The sequence below is a fragment of the Candidatus Eisenbacteria bacterium genome (assembly GCA_013140805.1).
Lineage (GTDB): Bacteria > Eisenbacteria > RBG-16-71-46 > RBG-16-71-46 > RBG-16-71-46 > JABFRW01.
The window spans coordinates 13,794-33,406 of sequence record JABFRW010000019.1 but is presented as its reverse complement, the minus strand read 5'-3'; the positions used below and the strand labels follow the sequence as shown (position 1 = coordinate 33,406).

The window sequence follows — 19,613 nt, the reverse complement described above, 5'->3', positions numbered from 1 at the left end:
ATCCGCGATGGTCGCTCGCGAGCCCGGTGAGCGCGTCTCTCCGCCGTTCGCCGCCGCGCCTGATCCTCGTGGCCGGGAGCGCGTTGGCGCTGCTGGTGCTCGCCACGTGGCTGGTGCCTCAGTGGATCGATTGGAATCGCTTCCGGCCGTACCTCGAGTCGGCCGGCTCTCGCGCGCTCGGGATGCCTGTGCGCATGGCCGGTCGGGCGGGCCTCACGCTGCTGCCTTCCATTGCGCTCACCGCCCGGGATGCGCAGGTTCTCGATGATGCTGGAGCGGTGGTCGCGTCGGTGAGGCGACTCCGCGTCGGGATCTCGCTTCTCCCATTGCTGGGGGGGGCAGTGAGGGTCCGCCGGCTCGACCTCGTGCAGCCGCGGATTCAGATCGAGCGAAGCTCCGACGGACGCTTCAACGTCGCACAACTTCGTCAGGCGGCCGCACTGCTCGGGGCGCTCGACAGGGGAACGGCATCGATCTCCGGGGGAACGGTTCACTTTCTGGATCGGCGAACCGGAAGCTCCTTCGAGGCGACCGACATCGCATTCACACTCACGCCGCGTGGAGGTCGATTCGAAGTCGACCCCGCTTCGATGAAATTGTTCGGAGGCGAGGCGAAGGGAAGCATTCGAGTCGATCTCTCGGGCGCTCGGCCTGCCTACGAGGTTCGTGGTGCGCTGGCGGGATTTCGCATCGAACAGTTCCTGGGGACGCTGACTTCGAAGCCGCCCGCCGAAGGCGTGATGAATCTGACTGCGAGCGTGTCCATGCACGGCGAGCCCGATCGTTCATTGCTCGAAAGCCTGACCGGCGAGATCTCGCTGCGGGGCGAGAATCTCGAACTGGTCGGCAACGATCTCGACCGTGAGATCGGGCGATTCGAATCGAGCCAGAGTTTCAGCCTCGTCGATGTGGGTGCGGTATTCCTGGCGGGTCCGATCGGTCTTGCGGTCACCAAGGGCTACGACCTCGCCAGTCTGTTTCGGGGCTCGGGCGGGCGCAGCAGCATTCGCACGCTGGTCTCGGATTGGAAGGTGGAGCGAGGCGTTGCACGCGCGACGGACGTCGCGATGGCGACGTCCCGAAATCGCATTGCCTTGACGGGCGGGCTCGATCTGGCGAACGAGCGATTCGCGGACGTGACGATCGCGGTCGTCGACGCAAACGGCTGCGCCCGGGTTCGGCAGGCGGTGCACGGCACCTTCGCAGCGCCGATCGTCGAGAAGCCGCACCTGCTCGCGTCCATCTCGGGGCCGCTGCTCAAGCTCTACCGGCAGACACGCGCGCTCCTGCCGGCCGGCGCGTGCGACGCGTTCTACTCGGGATCCGTCGCTCCGCCGCGTTAGCGGACCGAAGTGAGCACCACCGCTTCGGGCCTGCGATCGAGCATGCCGAGGCACCGGGACCTGCTGGCGGGATCCAGGCCTCCGAGCCCCTCGTCCAGGATCACGACCCGCGAGCGCTGCAGCATCGCGCGAGCGATGAACACCCGATGGGACTCGCCCTGCGAGAGCTGCCATCCGACCTCGCCGACCTGCTGGTGCAGCCCTGCGGGCATTCGTCGAATCAGCGAGCCCAGGCCGAGCTCTTCGCAGACGAGCCGCGCGTCCTCGTAGTCCTCCGCTCGATGCGGCCACGGGCGTCCGAGCAACAGGTTGAAAGCGAGGGTGTCCGAGAACACGTGGTTTTCGCTCGGCTGAGGGGCCAGTGACAGGTGCCGCACTCGATCCCGCTCCGGAATCGAACGCGCGTCACGCCCCCCGATTCGCACCTGGCCGGAACGAGCGATACGAATTCCGGCGAGTATTCCGGCGAGGGTTGACTTACCGCATGCCGAAGCACCGTCAATCGACACGCGCGCGCCGGGCCCGATCTCGAGACTGCATCCGCGCAACACCTCGTTCAGCCGGCCGCGGTGGCGATAGCCGATCGCGACACACTCGATGACCGGCTCGCCGGTCGGCAGCCACTCCGGTTCGATCGGCGCTTCGGGTCGCGTCGCTCGATTCGCGCGGCGCGCGGCGCGGAGCAGCGGTCGGATCGAGTCGAGGGCGGCGGCCGCATTCGACAGGCTCGAACACGCAGTCGTCAGCCGTTCCAGCGCGCCGTAGCCGAGCAACAGACCCGCGACGGTCATCCATGAAGTTCCGGCCACGGTTTCGCGCCACGAAGCGTCGGTGAGCAGAAGCGCGAATCCCGCCACCAGCCAGCCGCGTGGGGCGAGCACCGCGATCCACACCTGCCAGCGGTCCAACTCGCCGGACACTCGAAGGTGTCGCTCCGCTGCAGCGTCCAGTTCGTGATCGGGCGCCCCGGGTGCCTCCTGCATCGCGCGTGTGCGGTGGCCGAGCATGCCTTCCACCATCCGCCGGCTGAGTCGCTGTCGCGTTCGGAACCAGGCTCGCCAGCGCGGGAGCCGCCACACATGCAGTGCGATCGAGGCGACGCACCACGCCATCAACAGCCACGCGAGCCCGGTCGTATGCGGGGCCGCCAGCAGCACGGCGATTGCAGCCGCGAGCTCGACCGATGTCAGCGCGCCACCGAATACGCCGCCGATCGTGTGGCTCTCGAAGCCGTGCGACTCGAGCACGATGCCGAGCCAGTGTCCCGCGCCACGGATCCGAACGGCATCCAGTCCGAGACGCGTGGCGCCGAGCAGCATCCGATCCCGGAGCAACGCTCCGAGGCGCACGGATCCGTGGGACTGGAACCAGCCCGCCGTCATTTGCGCGAACTCGCCGGTCGCGACCAGGAGCACCCACGCGAACATCACACTGCCGGTGAGGTTGCGATCCGTGAGTGCATCGAACAGCACGACCCATCCGCCGATCGACAAGGCCCGCGCGAGCAGACTGAATCCCAGACTCCAGAGGGCATGCGCGAAGACGCCATCCTCCGACAGGGCGGTCGTGAGCGGAGCGCCGCTGCGTCGATGCAGGCTCCAGCCCGTCGCACATCGGTGTCCTGCCAGACGTTCCTTCTCGAGCTGAGCCGCAGCGATCGCGCGTCGACGCGGGGCGATCCGCGAGCGTTCGATCAGCTGGTCGACTTCGCGCCGCACTCGGTCCGGAACCGGGAGTCGCGCGATCCAATCGCGAATCGACACGCTTCGAGTCGAGCCATCGGGGCACGCCACTCGAATCTGGCCCCAGCGAGCGCCTTCGATCACTGCATAGCCCGGCGGTGCTTCGTCGTGAACACGCACGATCAGCGGAGCGTGATGGTGCAGATGGGTTTCGAGATCCTCCCGCGTCATCGAGACGGTTTCGCACTCGAGGCCGAGTCGAGCGCACTCACTTGCGATCGCACGGTCCGCGAGCTCGAGCGAACCCGAGAGCGCCGCGGTCAGGAGTTCTCGCTGCGGCGCTGCGACTCGATCGCGGTTGCCGCTCGAGCCGGCGAGCCGCTCCAATGCGCCGCACAGCCTGTCGGGCGTCCATGCGGTTGGAGCGAGGCGGGGCTGCGTCATGGAGCGTCGTGACGCGAATGCAGTCGTCCGGCGTCGAGATCCAGTCGGCGCCATCGCTTCGAGTCCAGCAGTTCGAGCGCGGAGCGCTCCTCCGCCAGCAGGCGCGCGAACTGAGACGCTTCAGATGCAGCGAGTGCGGGCGGCTCACCGTTCTCGACGATCGTGCCGTCGACCACCACCATCACCCGATCGAAGTGGAGTGCGTCGAGGAGGTCGTGCGTCACGCAGACCACGGTGGCGCTCGGCCAGCGCTCGCGAGCGACTGCGCTCAGACGGCGGCGTTGCTCCCGATCGAGGCCGGAGAACGCTTCGTCGAGGATGACCACGCGTGCCGTGCGACGTCCATACGCGCGGCCGAACCGCACTCGTTGCGCCTCACCGTGCGACAGTCGGCCGCCGCCGTCACCGAGTCCCGCCTGCATTCCGGAAGGAAGCGAACGCGCGAGCTCAGCCAATTCGCTCGGAACGAGAGACTCACGGGCGCGAGGGGTCGCGCCGGGCTCGAGGCCATAGTTCAGATTCTGCTCGAGCGAGTCACTCCAGACGCGAGTCTCCGACTCTGCCCATGCCGTTTGGGCCCGCAGTCCGCGGAAAGACTCGGGGTGGGCCGCTCGTCCGTCGACCCACAATCGCCCGGCGGTCGTGGCGTGCCAGCCCAGCATCCATGCAACCAGCGTGGACTTTCCGCCGCCCGACGGACCGACGATCGCCGCGCGACAACCGCCCGGGATCTCGAAGCTCAGATCGCGCAGGACGATGCGTCCACCGCGTGAGATCTCGGCTGCCTCCGCCCGAAACGAGACGCCGACGTCCGGTTCGGCGATCGACTCCGATGCGTCCGCCGGATCACCCGCGTGCGGATCGTCGGCGACGATTGCGAGCTCCATCGCTCGCTGTGCGATGTTGCGTCTTGCGAGCAGGTCGCGGCCGATCGAATCGATGCGTTGAGCCAGCCAGGGCAGCCGCAGAGTCCAGAACACGGCGAGCAGCACAGCACCCGATGGTGCGTCGGCAGTCAGTCGGGGGAGTCCGAGAATCCCAAGCGTCCCGACCGCGATCAGCATCAGCAGCAGCGAGGTCACGAGGCCATTGCTCGCTGCCGCCAGCATTGCCCGACCCCATTCGGCGAGCAGCCGGGAGTGCTGCCTTCGAAGCGTCGATGCGGCGCCGTTGGCACGAATCGGAACCGCGCCGAGCAGCGCGTCGAGGTGCAGGCGCGTCAGGGCTCCCGAGAACACCCGGGACCGCATGTCCTGCTCGGCGAGAATCGATCTCGACAGCAGCGCGATGGGGAGCGAGAGGGCCAGCGACACGCCGACCGCCGGCAGCAGCGCGGGAACCAGCGTGACCGCGCCGATCGCCATCGCCATCCACTCGCAGGCGGCTCGCACCATCGCGACGAACATCGGAGGCATCGCATGCAGGGCGTGGAGTGCGTGCGCACGTTCGGCGATGTCCGAGCTCGGCAGGCTCGAGAGATAGCGACTGCGCGACCACGGCAGGTGGTCGAGGATCGAACACCGGAGGCGAGCCTCGAGGCGACGGCCGAGTCGATGAGCCTCGAGGCCGAGCGGCACCTCGAGGAGCGTGAGTGCCAGGGCGAGAACCAGCAGCGAGAGGACCATGGCGAATCGAACTCCCTCATCGGGAGATGCCGGGCCGACGCCCGCGAGCGCTCGCAGAACCACCGCGAGCATGAGCGTGCCGAGGGTCGCGAGGAGGATCGAAGCGCCGAGCAGTGCCGTCACGCGCAAGGGCGTGGGGAGGATGAGGCTCAAGAGTGTGCGGGCGAACGGGTCACGCGTGTCGCCTCGCAATCCCGCGGCCGAAGTGGTCGAGTTCGCGTCGTCCGCGATCTGTGCCGTTTCGGCCTGTACGGAACGCCGGCCGTTCGGCGTCCGGAGCAGCACGCAGCCGCGCAGCACGAGCGAGTCGGAGTCCGTCGTCGCGGCCGGGCGAACCGACCAGTACTCGCGTGGTATGAGGGCGTCCCACGCCGCGCCCGGCGAGGGTGATTCGAGCAGTGTGCGCGCGACGGCGGTGGCCTCGGAGCCTCGCCGTGCGCCGCCGCCTCGCACCAGCGACGCGGTCGCTCGCAGGCCGGCGTCGAGACGCGCGAACGATCGCCAGCCGGAGTCTTCGCTCGCGGTCTCCAGATGTCGGTTCGCCTCCGCACGGGAGACGTCGAGGTGTTCCATGCGTTCACGGAGCGCGGACTGCATCTCTTCGCCGCCGCACCAGGTGCGGTACGCGCTCGCGTCGACCTCGTGCCCGTGCTGGTAGAGCGATGCGAGGAGTCGTCGGGTGCGGATCCACAGCCGACCAATCGCCGGGTCCATGACCTGAACCCAGTCGCCAAACGCGGACCACACGACGACGAAGTGAGTCGCGCCTCCGTGCAGTCGCGTGACGGCGAGCGCCGGGAGGCAGCGGCTCGAGCGCAGCAGCAGGTGGTCGGTTGGCACCATGACCTGCTCTGCGTCCAGTCCCATTTGAACGGCGATGACTTCGAGCGCATCGATCGAGGTGCCGTCCACGCCGGTGTGGCATTGCTCTCGCAGGCGGTGATAGCTCGACCGGAGCCCGTGACCTGCGAGCAGGCACTGAAGCGCCGCGGGACCGCAGTCCATCGCCGAGGTCTGCACCACCTCGACGGCCAGTGCGGATCGTATTCGACGTCGAGGCACGGTTGAGATCGTTCCGGAGCGGGTCACCGGGTGCTCGGACCCGCGCCGCCTCTCCGCGACCGCTGTCGCGCGCCGAGCAGAAGCAACTCGAGCGGTGAGCCGGTTCCGACCGTGACCTCGACGATCAAGGGTAGTCCGTACGGAAACTCACGGGATGCACGGTGTGAAGCTTCGAGCGACAGCTCGACACGCACCGAACCGTTCTGCGGCTCGGGAGCCAGGTGGCGCACTCGCGCGGGCCAGCTGCGATCGCCGGACCGCGCGAGGTGTGCCGCGCGAATCGTCGCCGATTGACCGATGGCGATCCGACCGATGGCGTCGGTCGGCGCGAAGTCGGCGTGCGCGCTCGGCGGTCCGTCCGTCGAGAGCCACGCGAGCGTATCGCCCTGCGAGACGTAGCTCCCGGTGTGAAGTGCCGCGACACGCACCGGCTGGCAACGGCACGAGGCCAGGATCGCACGGTGGGACAGGTGCGCGCGCGCTCCCGCGCCGAGCGCCTGCGCCTGTGCCAGCTCGCCCTCCAGCTCGGCGAGATCCGCCTGCGCGCCCGCGAGGGCGTCCTCGGCCAGCGCGCGGGCCCGAAGCTGTTCGGCGATGCCCCGCGCATGACCCGCCAGTGCCGCCTGCGCGGCGGCGCGCAGACGCTCGGCCTCGAGCATCGCGTGCTCATGCGCGGCGGTCGCGACCAGGCCCTCGCGAAGCAGGCTCGCCGAGCGCCCGGCGTCCCGCTCCGCGCTTCGCGCCATGACTTCGGCCTCGTTGCCACGCGCGCGCGACGCGGTCGAGTCGCTCACCGCGACCGATCGAGCGAACGTCGCGCTGGCGAGGAGGGCCTGACACTGACGGCGGATCGCGGCGTGACGGCGCTGCAGCGCCGCGAGCCGAGTGCGAGCGGCCGCCCACGCTTCTCGATCGGGGGAGTCGTCGAGCAGCACGAGGGTGTCGCCGGGATTCCAGTGCGAGGACGGTGTGAGGCGCGATTCCACCACCAGACCCGCTGCCGCGGCGCGAACCACCTGGACGCCGTCGCTCGACTCGAAGCGTGCGCGCTGTGAGAAGACCTGAATCGGCAACTCGCCCCAGACGCCCCACGAGACCCAACCGACCAGAATTGCAGCGCCGGCCACGAAGAGAGCCGCCGCGAAGCGTCCGCGGTCCGAGTCGAGCGCGGTCAGGGTTTGAAGAAACGCACTGCGCATGAGGCTCGAGTTCGGAGGCGGCTCGACGGTGGAAGGCGCATGACGACGAAGAGCGCGCGCAGCTCAGACACTCGAACCGCGCGCGCTCCTGGTGCCTCGTCGACCCTCACTTGCAGGGAGCCGGGTGAGGTTTCAGCGGGTCAGCGGGCGGGCGCGCCATCGGGATCGATGGCAATGCCGTAGCCGGCACGGACACCTGAACGAACCTTCATGGATTCCTCCTCTAGCCGGTGGGCTGGCCGTTGCCGTCGATCTGAATTCCGGCACCTGCCTGAAGTCCGGTACGAACCAACATGGGGATCTCCGCGCTGGCATGGTCCGAGTGCACGGCGATTCGTGCCAGCCTGCGTCGCGCCGCGCTGTCCTTCGCCTCCGGTCCTCGCGTCGAATTCCGACGCTCGACCAATGTGAGGGGGACGGCGGCGAGCGGCAATGCGATTGGGATCAGGCGGCGGATTTCGGTGGCGAAGCCGCGACGACGCGCGGCGAGTCGGTCGCGATTCAGTGACGCTTTCTAGTCGTCACTCGCCGGCGTATCGATCCGCCACCGCAAGCGCCACGTCGATCGCCGCGAGTCCTTCGCGTACCTCGTCCGCGGTCGTGGTGCAGGGTGGCGTGACCTGAAGGCGGTTGAAGTGTGCGAACGGCCACACGCCACCAGCCTTGCAGGCGGCCATCAGCTCGACCATCGGTTTGGCCTCTGCGCCACTGGCATTGAACGGCACCAGCGGTGCCCGGGTCTTGCGGTCGCGCACCAATTCGATGGCCCAGAAGACTCCGAGCCCGCGGACCTCACCGACACTCGGATGCTTGACCGCGATCTTCGCGAGTTCCGGGCCGATCACGTCGGTGCCGAGCCTGCGCGCATTGTCGACGATCTTCTCGTCCTTGAAGATGCCGATGCTCGCGACGATCGATGCGCACGCGAGCGGATGCCCCGAGTAGGTGAGGCCGCCGGGGAAGACGCGGTCCCGGTAGGTCTCGGCGATCTTTCGGCTGATGATCACTCCACCCACCGGCAGGTAGCCTGAGTTCGAGCCCTTGGCGAACGTGATGAGGTCCGGTGTCACCTTCCAGCGATCGACTGCGAACCACTCGCCGCAGCGTCCGAAGCCCGCCATGACCTCATCGCAGATCATCACGATGCCGTGCTGATCGCAAAGCGCGCGCACCCCGGCGAGATATCCATCGGGAGGAACCAGAATGCCGTTGGTGCCGACCACGCTCTCGAGCACGATCGCCGCCACCGTGTGGGCGCCCTCGACCATCAGCACGTTCGCGAGGTGTTCGAGTGCGCGATCGCATTCCTCCGCGGGCGTCGTGGCGTGGAACGCGGAGCGATAGAGATACGGGCCCCAGAACTTGACGGTCCCGGCGGCGCCCGGCTCATTGCCCCAGCGGCGCGGATCGCCGGTCAGCATGATCGAGTTGCCGGTCGCGCCGTGATAACTCCGGTAGGCCGACAGGAGCTTGTGGCGTCCGGTGTGTCCGCGCGCGAGTCGCACCGCGTTCTCGATCGCTTCGGTGCCTCCATTGGTGAAGAACACCATGTCGAGATCACCGGGGGCGAGCTCGGCGATCAGCCGTGCGGCCTCACTGCGCATGTCGTTGGCGTGGAACGGCGCGATCGTGCACATGCGCGCGGCCTGTTCCTGGATCGCGGCGACGAGCCTCGGGTGCTGGTGCCCGATGTTCACGTTGACGAGCTGGCTCGAGAAGTCGAGCCAAGTGTTGCCCTTGTCGTCCCACATGCGGGAGCCCTTGGCTCCGGCGATCACGGTGGGATTGAGCGCTCCCTGGGCCGACCAGGAGTGGAAGACGTGGGCGCGATCGTTGGCGTGGGCGGCAGCGAGATAGGGCGAGGTGTTCGATTCGATTTGGGTCATGTCACGCATGTTAGGGGAGGGGCGGTCGGGAGAAAAGCGCGTATGTCGCGGTACTATCCCGCCATGTCCTCCTCGAAAGTCTGGACGCGCTCGGCCCTCGCGGCGCTGGCGTTCATGGTTGCCGGCTGCGCTGAGCGTCCGCGCTATGTGGTCGAGCGAACGGTTGCCGACTTTCAGCTCGCGCCGGACTATCGCCACCTGAAACCGAAGCAGCTCGAGCTCGGGCTCGAGCACGCACGCGCGATGCTCGCCGGTGACGACGGCGACGCGAGCGTGCTGCTTTCCATGGGAGGCTTCCACCTTGCGATGGGGCACCGCGACTCGGCGGAAATCTGCTACGCACGATCGGTGGATGGCTTCGAGACCCAGGCCCGTTCTCTGCCTCCTCTCACGACTGCGAGCTATGGAACGGTGCGGGGACGGGCAGATGCGTATGTCGGACTGGGAGCCTCGCTCGCATCGAGGGGCGAATATTCGGGAGCTCGAGAGGCATTCGATCGCGTGACAGGGCCGTGGCTCGAAGCCTACCCCGAAGCACGCCAGGAGAAGTTGCGCCTCTCCCGCTACAGTTCAGGGCTGGCGTGGGAGCTCGAACGGAAGCCGGATCGAGCGCGCCGCGAGTACGACGCGGCGCTCGGGGGTTCCGAGTGGACGCGGGCGCGCTACGCACGAGCCTGCGCATGGAGCGCGGCGGGCCAACTCGACTCGGCGCTGGCGGACTTCGCTCGAGTCGCTCGATCGCATGCTCCGGACCGGCGCATGGCGCCCTACCACATCGGTCGCATTCGCGAGCTGCAGGCGGACACGACCGCCGCTCTGGCCGCCTACGAGGCCTTTCTCGATGCCCAGACCGCCGGACGGCTCCCGTTGTTGCGCGCGGCGAATACGCCGTCGGATTCGACGAGCGACCGCATGATCGCGGGTCTGGAGCGAGCCGCCGACCTGCGCACCCGTGGGCTCTACCGGGACGCGCAGGTGCGGATACAACGGTTGCGCACGCGCCGCGCGAGGTGAGACCCGTCCGCGCGGCGTGACCGCTTCCGGGACGGCGCTTCCCACATCCGGACACTTGATCCTCGCGACCGGACGGCGAGCGGCCTCAAGTGCATGCAGGAGTGCTGCTCAAGCCGATCGCGATTGGCACACGGAGTGCGAGTTCCTCTACTGCATGGTCAGGCTTCCGTCGCACCACCAGGAGACTTCGATGCCGTCACCCCGACTCGCCTTCGCCCGCATACGACTCGCCCGCGTCCGGCTCGCGATGGTCCTCGCGAGCCTGCTCGTCGCCGCGAGCGCGACTTCCTGGGCCGCCCGGGTGACGCCCTCACTCAAGGTCGAGAACTGGAGCTGGAGCGATCGCGTTCCGGCCGGGCATCGAGTCACCGTGAGCGGACTCTACGGTGACATCGTGGTCGTGCCGACCCTCAACTCAACCTTGCGCGTCACCGCGCGCAAGGCCGGCCGGCTCCAGGATCCGAGCGAAGTGCAGATCCGCGTCGCCAACGATCGCGATGGCATCACCGTCTGCACCGTCTACCCAGGCCGCCACGACGCATGCGAGCCGGGAGAGGGTCGCGAGCACACGCTCGATCGCGACACCGATGTGGATTTCCGCGTCGAGCTGCCGGTGGGGAGTCCGCTGGTCGCGCGCACGATCTACGGCGACATCGACATCCGCGGGATCTCCGCAACCGTCGACGCCTCCACCGATCAGGGGCGTTGCCGAGTCGAGACCAGCCGTGGGGGCCGCGTGCGCACGCTGAGTGGTGACATTCGGCTGCAGCTCGGGCGCATGCTTCCCGGTGCGCATCTGAGCGTCGAGAGCATCAACGGCCAGCTCCGGATCGAAGTCCCGAAGGACTTCGACGCCACCATCACCGCCCGCACCGAGAACGGAGCGATCACGAGCGAGTTGTCCGGCGGGCTCGAGGGTTCGCCCGCGCGCACCGCTCGCTGGAGCTTCGGCGCGCCACGCGGAACGATCGAGTGCGTCACGGAAAACGGGCGCATCGCGGTGGTTCGGGGCAGGTAGCCGCAGCACCCCTCAGCGCGCTTCTGGACGCGACTCCTCGGCGCCTGCGATTCTCCCGGGCGTGAGTCGTGCGAGTCGGGCCGCGGCACAGGCGGTGCCACGCCGCGACTCGACTCGCGATTTCTTCGAACGCAGGAGGAACGCATGCCGTAGGTGAGGACAACCGCCGCGCCGGCGACCGAGCTCTACTACGTCGATCTCGGAACCGGCCAACCCGTCGTCCTGATCCATGGCTGGCCACTCAGTCACCGCATGTGGGAATCGCAGATCAATACACTTGCCGAGTCGGGGTATCGCTGCATCGCCTACGACCGGCGCGGCTTCGGGCAATCGGGACGACCCTCCGGCGGCTACGACTACGACACTTTCGCCTCCGACCTGAACGACCTCGTGACCCAGCTAGACCTTCACGATTCGGTGCTGGCCGGATTCTCGATGGGCGGCGGTGAGGTGGCGAGCTACCTGGGGCGCTACGGCTCGAGCCGCGTCTCGAAGGCGATGCTGCTCGGCGCGGTGCCGCCGTTCCTCCTCAAGACCGCCGACAACCCCGAAGGTGTCGACCCGAGCGTGTTCGACGGCATGCTGGCGGCGGTGAAGCAGGACCGGCTCGGATTCCTCGATCAGTTCTTTTCGAATTTCTACAACGCAGAGCCGGGAGCGAAACACGTCGGCGCCGACCTGATTGCGTTCAGCAAGTGGATTGCCTGGGGGGCATCGCCGCTCGTCACTCAGCGGTGCAGCGTGGCATTCGGCACCACGGACTTCCGCGACGACCTGAAGAAGATCAAGATTCCGACGCTGATCGCTCATGGAGATGCTGACCGAATCGTGCCGTTCGAGGTTTCCGCCCGGCGCTCGCGCACGCGCTGACGCGACTCGTGGTGCTGCCGTTTCGCGTGCTGCGCGCCGATCCCGAGATCGACTTCCTGGCATTCAGCCTGCCGGACGCGATCGCTTCGTCCTTGTCGCGGTTCGGTTCGGTGGTGGTGCGTTCGAGCGCCACCGCTGCGCGCTTCGGCGGCGAGCTGCCGGACTTGAAAGCGCTCGCGGTCGAAGCCGGCGTCGATCGCGTGGTGATGGGTACGCTGATGAGTTCCGGCGGTCAGCTGCAGGCCATCGCGCAACTCATCGAAGCGCCCGGCGGAACGCTGCTCACGTCCCATACCGTGCTGTCGTCTCTGGGAGATCTGTTTCGTCTCCAGGGCGACATCGCACGGCGTGTGGTCGAGGCCCTGTCGTTGATGCTGACCGGCGGCGGCGTCTCGCTCACGCCCGATGCGCCCCACAACGCTCAGGCTTACGGGCTCTACCTGCGCGCCAACGAACTGGCGCGCGAGTACGAGCAGCTCCCGCAGGCGCGCGAGCTGTACCAGCGCTGCGTCGATCTGGATCCGAACTTCGCGCGGGACGCGTTTCGTCGCGCGCTCGAGCTGAGTCCACGGCTTGCGATCGCGCACAAGTACCTCGCGAACCTCGAGGCCGACACCGGACATGCGACGAACGCGCTGGTGCGTCTGCTCGGAGCGGTCGAGCGCCACGGCAACGATGCCGAGCTGTTCGCGGGCCTGGTGCATGCGTGTCGATACTGCGGACTCTTCGAGCAGTCGATCGCTGCGCATCACGAGGCGCGGCGTCTCGATCCGAACGTGCCCACGAGCCTCGAGCAGACGCTGTTGATGACGGGCGATCTGGAGCGGCTGCTGGCGGCCGGGACGAGTCGCGACGTGCACTGCTCGACCTGCAACGAGGTGCGCGCATCTCCGCCTTCCAGCACTGGACGGACTTCCTGCTGGCGTGGCTCGAACGCCGGCCTGCGGACATGCACGCGGGCTCGAACTGCTGCAGCAAGCGGTCGCGAATGGCTACTTCGTCGCGCCGACGCTCGCGAGCCGTCCGCAATTCGCGCCGCTGCAGGACGAGCGGGTGTTTCGCGATCTGCTGACGGCTTCCATCGCCGGACGGCACGAAGCGCTGGTGGCGTTTCGAAACGGCGGCGGCGAGCGGTTGCTCGGCTCGGGACTAACCTAGGTATTGATCTCGCGGGGCCGTTCGAAGCGGCCCTGCCTTCGTTCGTCCAGCACCTGAGCGTGCCCGAGGACCGGCTCGCGCGCCGGCGCTCGAGCTGCTCGTCGCACACGCGAAGCGCATGTGACGCCTCGCGTGCGCGGGTGGAGCTGCGAATGTTCTCAGGCCAGCGGTCGCGCGCTAGGAGGCCGGCGCGATGTTCTGATTCCCACGAAACAGGTTGGAGGGGTCGAACTTCGCCTTCACCCGAGCGAGCTTCTCGAAGTTCGGTCCGTACGCGCCGGTCTTGACCCGCGCGGCTTCGTCTTCGGGCATGAAGTTCACGTACACGCCGCCGGTCGCGTGCGGCGTCATCTGATCGAACAACTCGCGGGCCCATGCGATGCAGGCGTCGTCCTGAGCGCGTTCGTTCCAGCGCGTGTGGACGTTGAGCACGAACGCCACGTCGCGGTGCGGATAGGCGGTTGCCGTAACCGGCACGCGATTGACCGCGCCGTCCAGGTGGCCGATGAACACCTCGCAGTCGGGTGAGGGCAGGCGGCGAATCGCGCCGAGCACCACTTCGAGCGCTGCATCCGAGAGTTCCCGGAAGTCGTGGGACTTCCAATAGTTACGCACGCCAGGCGTCAGCAGCGGGTCGAACGCGGTCTGCCAGCCGGCGAGCGGATTGAGACCCACCACGTCGGCGATCGGCTTGCCAAGTGCTTGCAGCGGCGCGATGGCCTTGCGACCTGCCTCCGGGTCTCCGCAGAAGCACAGCGCGAACACCAGGACCTCGGTGCCGTGAACCTCGGCAGGCAGGAACGGCAACGGCGGTGCCTTGCGCATGACCGCCCAGCAGGTGAGTTCATCGGGCGCGCTCGCGACGATTTTTCGATACGCCTGCAGCAGCTCCTTGGCGTTCGCGAACGGGTGCACGATCAGGCCCGACAGCACCTGCGGCCCGACCTGGTGCAGCTTGAATTCGAACGACGTGACGACGCCGAAGTTGCCGCCGCCCCCGCGCACCGCCCAGAACAGCTCGGGGTTGTCCTTCTCGCTCGCATGCACCAGTTCGCCGCGGGCGGTGACGAGGTCGACCGACAGCAGATTGTCGATCGTCAGACCGTACTTGCGACTCAGCCACCCGAAGCCGCCGCCCAGAGTGAGTCCGGCGATGCCGGTCGTCGAGTTGATGCCGACCGGAGTCGCGAGTCCGAACGCCTGCGTTTCGCGATCGAATTCTCCGAGCGTGACGCCGGGCTCGACGCGTGCGGTGCGCGCAACCGGGTCGACGCGCACCGACTTCATCGGCGTGAGGTCGATCATCAGCCCACCTTCGCAGACCGCATTCCCGGCGATGTTGTGTCCGCCGCCGCGGACCGCGAGTCGCAGCGAATGCTCGCGGGCGAAGTTCACCGCCTGGATGACGTCGGCGGCGCCGCTCGCCCGCACGATGACGGCGGGGTGTCGATCGATCATCGCGTTCCAGATCGTGCGCGCCTGGTCGTAGCCGGGCTCTCCGGGGAGGCACACCGCGCCACGAACCGCGGCACGAAGCGTGGCGTAAAGATCCGGAGTCAACGAGCTGGCCATTCCTCTCACCTCGGTGTTCGTCGCGTTCGACATGGACAGGCTCTCCTTGGGCGCCGCTCGCACGATCCTGCGAGGGCTCCCCGATATCGCGAGGGAGTCATTCCCGCACGTTTTGAATCCGGACCTCGAGGATCCGTACGCGTTCGGCAAGACGAACGACTTCCGCTCGCAACGCGGCGATCTGAGCGGAGGGCTCCGCGACTTCGGTCTCGCGGGGCCCCGCAGGTGCGGCCTCGCGGCGCTCTGCCGTGCCGGTCTCACGGAGTTGGACCGGCTCGCTGCGCGAAATCTGGCCAGCGAAGCGGGACTTGAGCTCCGCCAGTTCGTGCGCGGTGTACAGATTGTGGCTCACGATCTGGCCACGCCCTGCCGGACTGAGCTCGATCATGAGACGGCGTGCGATCAGCCCATCGACGATCGGCTTGAGCGCAGCGAGATCGGCGATCGGCTCCATCCGTGCGGCCCGAACCCGCAGGTCGCCGATGGCCTGTGCGCCGCGGAGCAGCAACTCGGTCAGCACCGCCAGTTCGGGCTTGCTCACGCCCAGCCACTCGTAACTGTTGTGCTTGTACTTGGCGGTGCGGCCCAGCCAGTCGATCTCGCTCACGACTCCGAGCGTGGCCAGTTCGCCCAGCGTATTCCCGACATCGATGTCGTCGTACGCCGTGATGGGGTCCCGATTGTTCTTCTGATTGCAGCCCGTCACGATCGCATTGAGGGTCATCGGGTAGCCGGCCGGCGTGGTCTTGGCCTTCTCGATCAGCACCCCGAGCACTCGGCGTTGCGGTGCATCGAGCGGCTTCCATGCGGGAAGCGGGCGCGGAGCATTGGGAGGTGGCGAGGTCATGGGCTCTCCGGGCGGCGAGTTCGATTCGGGGGCTCCGAGAGGACTCGTCAGGCCGTTACTATCACATTCGCTGGCCGCTGCGCCTCCTTCATCGCTTCTTCATCGCGTGGCACCATGCTCGCCTGCCGCTGACCGAACCTCCCGGCCCGGAGAACGTTATGGCAACGACTCGGATCCTGGTCGTCGAGGATGACGCGAAGATCTCCGAGGTGATCCGCCTCTATCTGGAAAGCTCCGGCTATTCGGTCGAGGAGGTGCGGGATGGGCAGACGGCGCTCGAGCGGCTCACCCGGGAGCCGGTGTTTCAGCTGGTGGTTCTGGACCTCATGTTGCCGCGCGTCGACGGTTTCGAGGTGTGCCGGAGGCTTCGCGCGACCTCCGACGTTCCGGTCCTCCTGGTGACCGCTCGCGGCGCCGAGGAGGACCGGCTCGCGGGGCTCGACGGCGGCGCCGACGACTATCTGATCAAGCCCTTCAGCCCGCGCGAGCTGGTGGCGCGCGTACGCGCCATCCTGCGCCGTGCGCCTCGAACGCCGGCGTCCGGACCCGCGGTCGAACGCGCCGGGGTGCGTCTCGATCCCCTGCGACACGAAGCGACCGTGCGCGGCGACGTGACCGCCCTCACTCCTCGAGAGTTCGCGCTGCTGCTCGCGCTGATGCGCACGCCCGGTCGCGTCTTCACACGCGCCGAGCTGATCGAACGAGCACTCGGCGACGAATTCGAAGGACTCGATCGCACCATCGACGTCCACGTGCGCAATCTGCGTCGCAAGATCGAGCCCGATCCCGCCGTTCCAAGGCTGATCGAGACGGTGCCTGGAGTGGGTTACCGATTCAGCTCACGCGATGAGTAGCCTGCGCGCGCGCCTGATCGGCGTCACGATCCTGGTTGCCGTGGTCGCGGTGACGGTCGTTGCGCTCCATACACGGCAGGTGGTCAACACCGAGTTCCGACGTCTGGAGCGGCTCGCCGAACCCGTGCCGCTGGAGCCGGTCGCGCGCGCGGTATCCGCGATGCGCTCAAGTGGTGACGAGTGGGCCGCGGTCGAGTCGTTGCTCGCCGGGCACGGCCGACGCCTCGGGCGCGCGCTGGTCGTGGTGGCTCCTGACGGCACGGTGCTCGCGTCGTCCGCTGCTCCGCTGCGCGGCGCCCGCGTGCTGGAGGAGCCCGGAGACGTGTATCGCGTCGAACACGGAAGGAGCCTCGAGGGCGCCGGATCCGCGCTCATGCTCGAGTTGCACTCGCCGCCGCGACTGGCGCTCGCGGGTGTGGATTCGGGCGCGCGTCTGCTGGCGCTGCCCACTCCGGAATCCTCGGTCGAGCCCCCGCGCCCTTCGATCCGCGTGGTCGAGCGCGGGCTGCTGACAGGTGCGCTGGTTGCCATCGCGCTGGGCGTGCTGCTCGTCTGGGTATTGTCAGCTCAGGTGCTCGGACCGATCGAGGCCCTCACGGCGGCTGCGCGGCGCATGGCGGCGGGGGATCTCTCGCCGCGCGTCACGCCTCGGGGTCGCGACGAAGTGTCGGGGCTCGCTGCGAGCTTCAACGCGATGGCCGAGGCGCTCGCGGCGGCGCAAGCCTCGCGTCGCCGGCTGACACGAGACGTGGCGCACGAACTCCGCACGCCTCTCACCGCGCTGCGCGGTCAACTGGAAGCAGTCGAGGACGGATTGCTACCGCCCAACCCGGCGACGCTGCGATCGTTGCGTGAGGAGGTGGCGCGGATGTCGCAACTCATCGAAGACCTCGATCGACTGGCCGGCGCGGAGGACGGCTCGCTGCGACTCGAGCTTTCGGATGTGCCGGTACGCGAAGCGCTCGAGTCCGCCGCCGCCTCGTTCGCGGCCGCGGCGGCGACGGCCGGAGTCACATTGGAAGCAGACGGGGCGGACGAGTGTGTCGTTCGAGCGGATCCCCTTCGACTCGGCCAGGTCCTGCGCAACCTGATCGCCAATGCACTCGCGCATACGCCGCCCGGAGGGCAGATCCGGCTGACCGCGCTTCGGGAGGCCGATCGGGTGGCGATTCAGGTCGCCGACAGTGGCGATGGCATCTCAGCCGAACACGTGTCGCACGTATTCGAGCGTTTCTATCGCACCGACTCGGCGAGGGCGAGGGCGAGCGGTGGCACCGGGCTTGGGCTCGCGATCGTGAAGCATCTGATCGAGGCGCAGGGCGGCGTCGTGAGCGTGGCCAGCGAACCGCAACGCGGGGCCCGCTTCACGATCGAACTGCCGGCTGCACCGCGTACGCAGGCCTGATCGCGATCCTGCACAAGCTTCACCAGTTCTTCATGTCGGTGCGTCAGATTCCCTGGCGTGTGCGGACGGACGGTCCGGCCGCCACGGAGGATCCACTCATGGACTCGATGCTGTACCGCCGGTTTCATTCGATTGCGAGACACCTGCTGGTGGCGCTGATTGCGCTCGGGTCGCTCACGCGCGGCGCCGACGCCGCAGAACCACCCGGGTTCCCCGACACGCCTTCCGGTCGGGTGGCACGCGCGTACTTCGACTCCTTCGGCGCGGGTGAGGCCGAGATGCGGTCGTTCTTCACGGCTCACGTTTCGAAAGAGGATCTCGCCGAGCGGCCGATCGAGGCACGGCTTGCACGCTGGAGCGAAATGCGTGACCGATTCGGAGCGCTCACGCCGCGGTCGGTGTCGGCGTCCGAGCCGACGCGTCTGAGCGTGAACGTTGAGTCCGAGAAGTCGGGCACGATCCTGATGATCTTCGAGTGCCGTGACGTTCCGCCTCACACGCTGGTCGGGGTGCAGATCGAGGCCACGGAGGATGGAGGAAGATCACGAACGCCTCCGACAGACGATACGGGGCCACCACCGAGCGACGCCGCGATCGTCGCCCGACTCTCCTCGGCGCTCGACTCGTTGTTTCGACTCGACCGTTTCTCCGGCGTCGCGATGCTCGACAAGGACGGGCAGACCTTGTTTGCGAAGGCCTACGGACTCGCCTCGCGCGAGGCGAAGCGCCCGATCACGATGGAGACGCGCTTCAACATCGCATCGATCGGAAAACAGTTCACCGCAGTCGCAATTCGTCAGCTCGCCGCCGCCGGAAAGCTGTCGCTGAGCGATCCCGTGACCCGGCATCTGAAGGACTATCGGGTTGCGAACGCCGACAGCATCACGATCGCGATGCTTCTCGAGCATCGGGCCGGTGTCCCCGATGTCTTCGATTCGAAGGAGCTCTGGGAGCACCCCGAACGAGCGCGGACCGCGGAAGACTGGTACGCCTTGGTGCGTGACCGGCCGCTCGGATTCAAGCCGGGAACCCGCCAGCGCTACTCGAACGGCGGCTTTGTCGTGCTCGGCATGGTGATCGAACGCGTTTCGGGCGAGGACTACTACGCGTACCTCCGTCGCCACGTCTATGCGCCGGCCGGAATGACTCGCACCGACAGCCATCTCGCGGATCAGCTGCCTGCCGATGTGGCGCTGGGCTACACCCGCGACTCCGAAGCGCACGGTCCGGGGCGCGCGGGCGCCGGGGACGATCACACGCCTCGCTTCATCACCGAGGGCTTCGGTCGCGCGAGCGCCGCCGGTGGCAACCACTCGACGGCCGGTGATCTGATTCGCTACGCGCGCGCGCTGCGCGCCGGCACCCTGCTGGGACGCGAAGCATCGGACGACCTGATGGGACCCGGGATCGGTCTCGGAGTCGCGGGCGGCGCACCCGGAAAGAACGCGTTGCTCGAGCTGAAAGGCCCGTACACGCTCGTGATTCTCGCCAATCAGGATCCGCCGGTCGCCGAGGCATTCGCGGAAACGGTGGGGCACATGATCGCGCGTGCCGTGCGCGGCGACGCGCGCGACGACACCGACGGCAGACGCCAGGGCCGCATCGGAGGGCCAAAGCGCTAGTCGAATCGGGGG

At 67.9% G+C, this 19,613-nt stretch carries 14 protein-coding genes; 8 read left to right on the top strand and 6 right to left on the bottom strand.

The genetic code is table 11. The annotated features are described in order from the left end of the window. Window positions 1-26 precede the first annotated feature (26 nt). Entirely contained in the window at window positions 27-1,343 is a 1,317-nt protein-coding gene (locus HOP12_01675; protein NOT32858.1) for an AsmA family protein, read from the top strand. On the opposite strand, the gene HOP12_01670 is transcribed toward HOP12_01675, so the two are convergent. The 4 genes from HOP12_01670 to HOP12_01655 form a co-directional block, all read right to left on the bottom strand. Further along, on the bottom strand, window positions 1,340-3,469 hold the full coding sequence (locus tag HOP12_01670; GenBank protein ID NOT32857.1) for an ATP-binding cassette domain-containing protein: 2,130 nt from the start codon (window positions 3,467-3,469) through the stop codon (window positions 1,340-1,342). The genes HOP12_01675 and HOP12_01670 overlap by 4 nt on opposite strands. After that, window positions 3,466-6,156: an ATP-binding cassette domain-containing protein gene (locus HOP12_01665; protein NOT32856.1), complete on the bottom strand. Its 2,691-nt coding sequence runs from the start codon at window positions 6,154-6,156 to the stop codon at window positions 3,466-3,468. The genes HOP12_01670 and HOP12_01665 overlap by 4 nt, the downstream gene beginning before the upstream one ends. Before the next feature lie 23 nt (window positions 6,157-6,179). After that, window positions 6,180-7,355, bottom strand: a complete 1,176-nt coding sequence (locus HOP12_01660) for a hypothetical protein (protein ID NOT32855.1) — start codon at window positions 7,353-7,355, stop codon at window positions 6,180-6,182. A gap of 521 nt (window positions 7,356-7,876) precedes the next feature. Further along, on the bottom strand, window positions 7,877-9,241 hold the full coding sequence (locus tag HOP12_01655) for an aspartate aminotransferase family protein (GenBank protein ID NOT32854.1): 1,365 nt from the start codon (window positions 9,239-9,241) through the stop codon (window positions 7,877-7,879). A 42-nt stretch (window positions 9,242-9,283) separates the two neighbouring features. Between HOP12_01655 and HOP12_01650 the strand changes: the two genes are divergently transcribed. The 4 genes from HOP12_01650 to HOP12_01635 all read left to right on the top strand — a co-directional run bounded on the left by HOP12_01650 (window position 9,284) and on the right by HOP12_01635 (window position 13,588). Then, window positions 9,284-10,255 carry a hypothetical protein gene (locus HOP12_01650; protein NOT32853.1) on the top strand — a complete coding sequence of 324 codons (972 nt, stop codon included), beginning with the start codon at window positions 9,284-9,286 and terminating at the stop codon, window positions 10,253-10,255. Window positions 10,256-10,445: 190 nt separating this feature from the next. Then, window positions 10,446-11,273 carry a DUF4097 family beta strand repeat protein gene (locus HOP12_01645; protein ID NOT32852.1) on the top strand — a complete coding sequence of 276 codons (828 nt, stop codon included), beginning with the start codon at window positions 10,446-10,448 and terminating at the stop codon, window positions 11,271-11,273. 252 nt (window positions 11,274-11,525) lie between these two features. Beyond that, window positions 11,526-12,143, top strand: a complete 618-nt coding sequence (locus tag HOP12_01640) for an alpha/beta hydrolase (protein ID NOT32851.1) — start codon at window positions 11,526-11,528, stop codon at window positions 12,141-12,143. An 11-nt stretch (window positions 12,144-12,154) separates the two neighbouring features. After that, window positions 12,155-13,588: a hypothetical protein gene (locus tag HOP12_01635; protein NOT32850.1), complete on the top strand. Its 1,434-nt coding sequence runs from the start codon at window positions 12,155-12,157 to the stop codon at window positions 13,586-13,588. Here HOP12_01635 and HOP12_01630 read toward each other — a convergent pair. Both HOP12_01630 and HOP12_01625 read right to left on the bottom strand, forming a co-directional pair. Beyond that, window positions 13,479-14,906, bottom strand: a complete 1,428-nt coding sequence (locus HOP12_01630) for an FAD-binding oxidoreductase (protein NOT32849.1) — start codon at window positions 14,904-14,906, stop codon at window positions 13,479-13,481. The two genes, HOP12_01635 and HOP12_01630, sit on opposite strands and share 110 nt — an antisense overlap. 64 nt (window positions 14,907-14,970) lie before the next feature. Beyond that, on the bottom strand, window positions 14,971-15,720 hold the full coding sequence (locus HOP12_01625) for a DUF480 domain-containing protein (protein NOT32848.1): 750 nt from the start codon (window positions 15,718-15,720) through the stop codon (window positions 14,971-14,973). A 158-nt stretch (window positions 15,721-15,878) separates the two neighbouring features. Here HOP12_01625 and HOP12_01620 point away from each other — a divergent pair, with 158 nt between their 5' ends. The 3 genes from HOP12_01620 (at window position 15,879) to HOP12_01610 (ending at window position 19,601) form a co-directional block, all read left to right on the top strand. Next, window positions 15,879-16,574 carry a response regulator transcription factor gene (locus HOP12_01620; GenBank protein NOT32847.1) on the top strand — a complete coding sequence of 232 codons (696 nt, stop codon included), beginning with the start codon at window positions 15,879-15,881 and terminating at the stop codon, window positions 16,572-16,574. Further along, window positions 16,567-17,979 carry a HAMP domain-containing protein gene (locus tag HOP12_01615; GenBank protein ID NOT32846.1) on the top strand — a complete coding sequence of 471 codons (1,413 nt, stop codon included), beginning with the start codon at window positions 16,567-16,569 and terminating at the stop codon, window positions 17,977-17,979. The genes HOP12_01620 and HOP12_01615 overlap by 8 nt, the downstream gene beginning before the upstream one ends. 98 nt (window positions 17,980-18,077) lie before the next feature. Next, window positions 18,078-19,601 (top strand): beta-lactamase family protein, encoded by a 1,524-nt coding sequence (locus tag HOP12_01610; GenBank protein NOT32845.1) that lies wholly within the window; start codon window positions 18,078-18,080, stop codon window positions 19,599-19,601. Window positions 19,602-19,613: the final 12 nt, after the last annotated feature.

What these genes read in the sequence shown, in the direction of transcription:
- HOP12_01630 (NOT32849.1), bottom strand. Translation starts at nt 14,906, where the DNA reads ATGTCGAACGCGACGAACACCGAGGTGAGAGGAATGGCCAGCTCGTTG.
- HOP12_01625 (NOT32848.1), bottom strand. Translation starts at nt 15,720, where the DNA reads ATGACCTCGCCACCTCCCAATGCTCCGCGCCCGCTTCCCGCATGGAAG.
- HOP12_01640 (NOT32851.1), top strand. Translation starts at nt 11,526, where the DNA reads ATGTGGGAATCGCAGATCAATACACTTGCCGAGTCGGGGTATCGCTGC.
- HOP12_01660 (NOT32855.1), bottom strand. Translation starts at nt 7,355, where the DNA reads ATGCGCAGTGCGTTTCTTCAAACCCTGACCGCGCTCGACTCGGACCGC.
- HOP12_01655 (NOT32854.1), bottom strand. Translation starts at nt 9,241, where the DNA reads ATGACCCAAATCGAATCGAACACCTCGCCCTATCTCGCTGCCGCCCAC.
- HOP12_01620 (NOT32847.1), top strand. Translation starts at nt 15,879, where the DNA reads ATGGCAACGACTCGGATCCTGGTCGTCGAGGATGACGCGAAGATCTCC.
- HOP12_01610 (NOT32845.1), top strand. Translation starts at nt 18,078, where the DNA reads ATGGACTCGATGCTGTACCGCCGGTTTCATTCGATTGCGAGACACCTG.
- HOP12_01650 (NOT32853.1), top strand. Translation starts at nt 9,284, where the DNA reads ATGTCGCGGTACTATCCCGCCATGTCCTCCTCGAAAGTCTGGACGCGC.
- HOP12_01670 (NOT32857.1), bottom strand. Translation starts at nt 3,469, where the DNA reads ATGACGCAGCCCCGCCTCGCTCCAACCGCATGGACGCCCGACAGGCTG.
- HOP12_01645 (NOT32852.1), top strand. Translation starts at nt 10,446, where the DNA reads ATGCCGTCACCCCGACTCGCCTTCGCCCGCATACGACTCGCCCGCGTC.
- HOP12_01615 (NOT32846.1), top strand. Translation starts at nt 16,567, where the DNA reads ATGAGTAGCCTGCGCGCGCGCCTGATCGGCGTCACGATCCTGGTTGCC.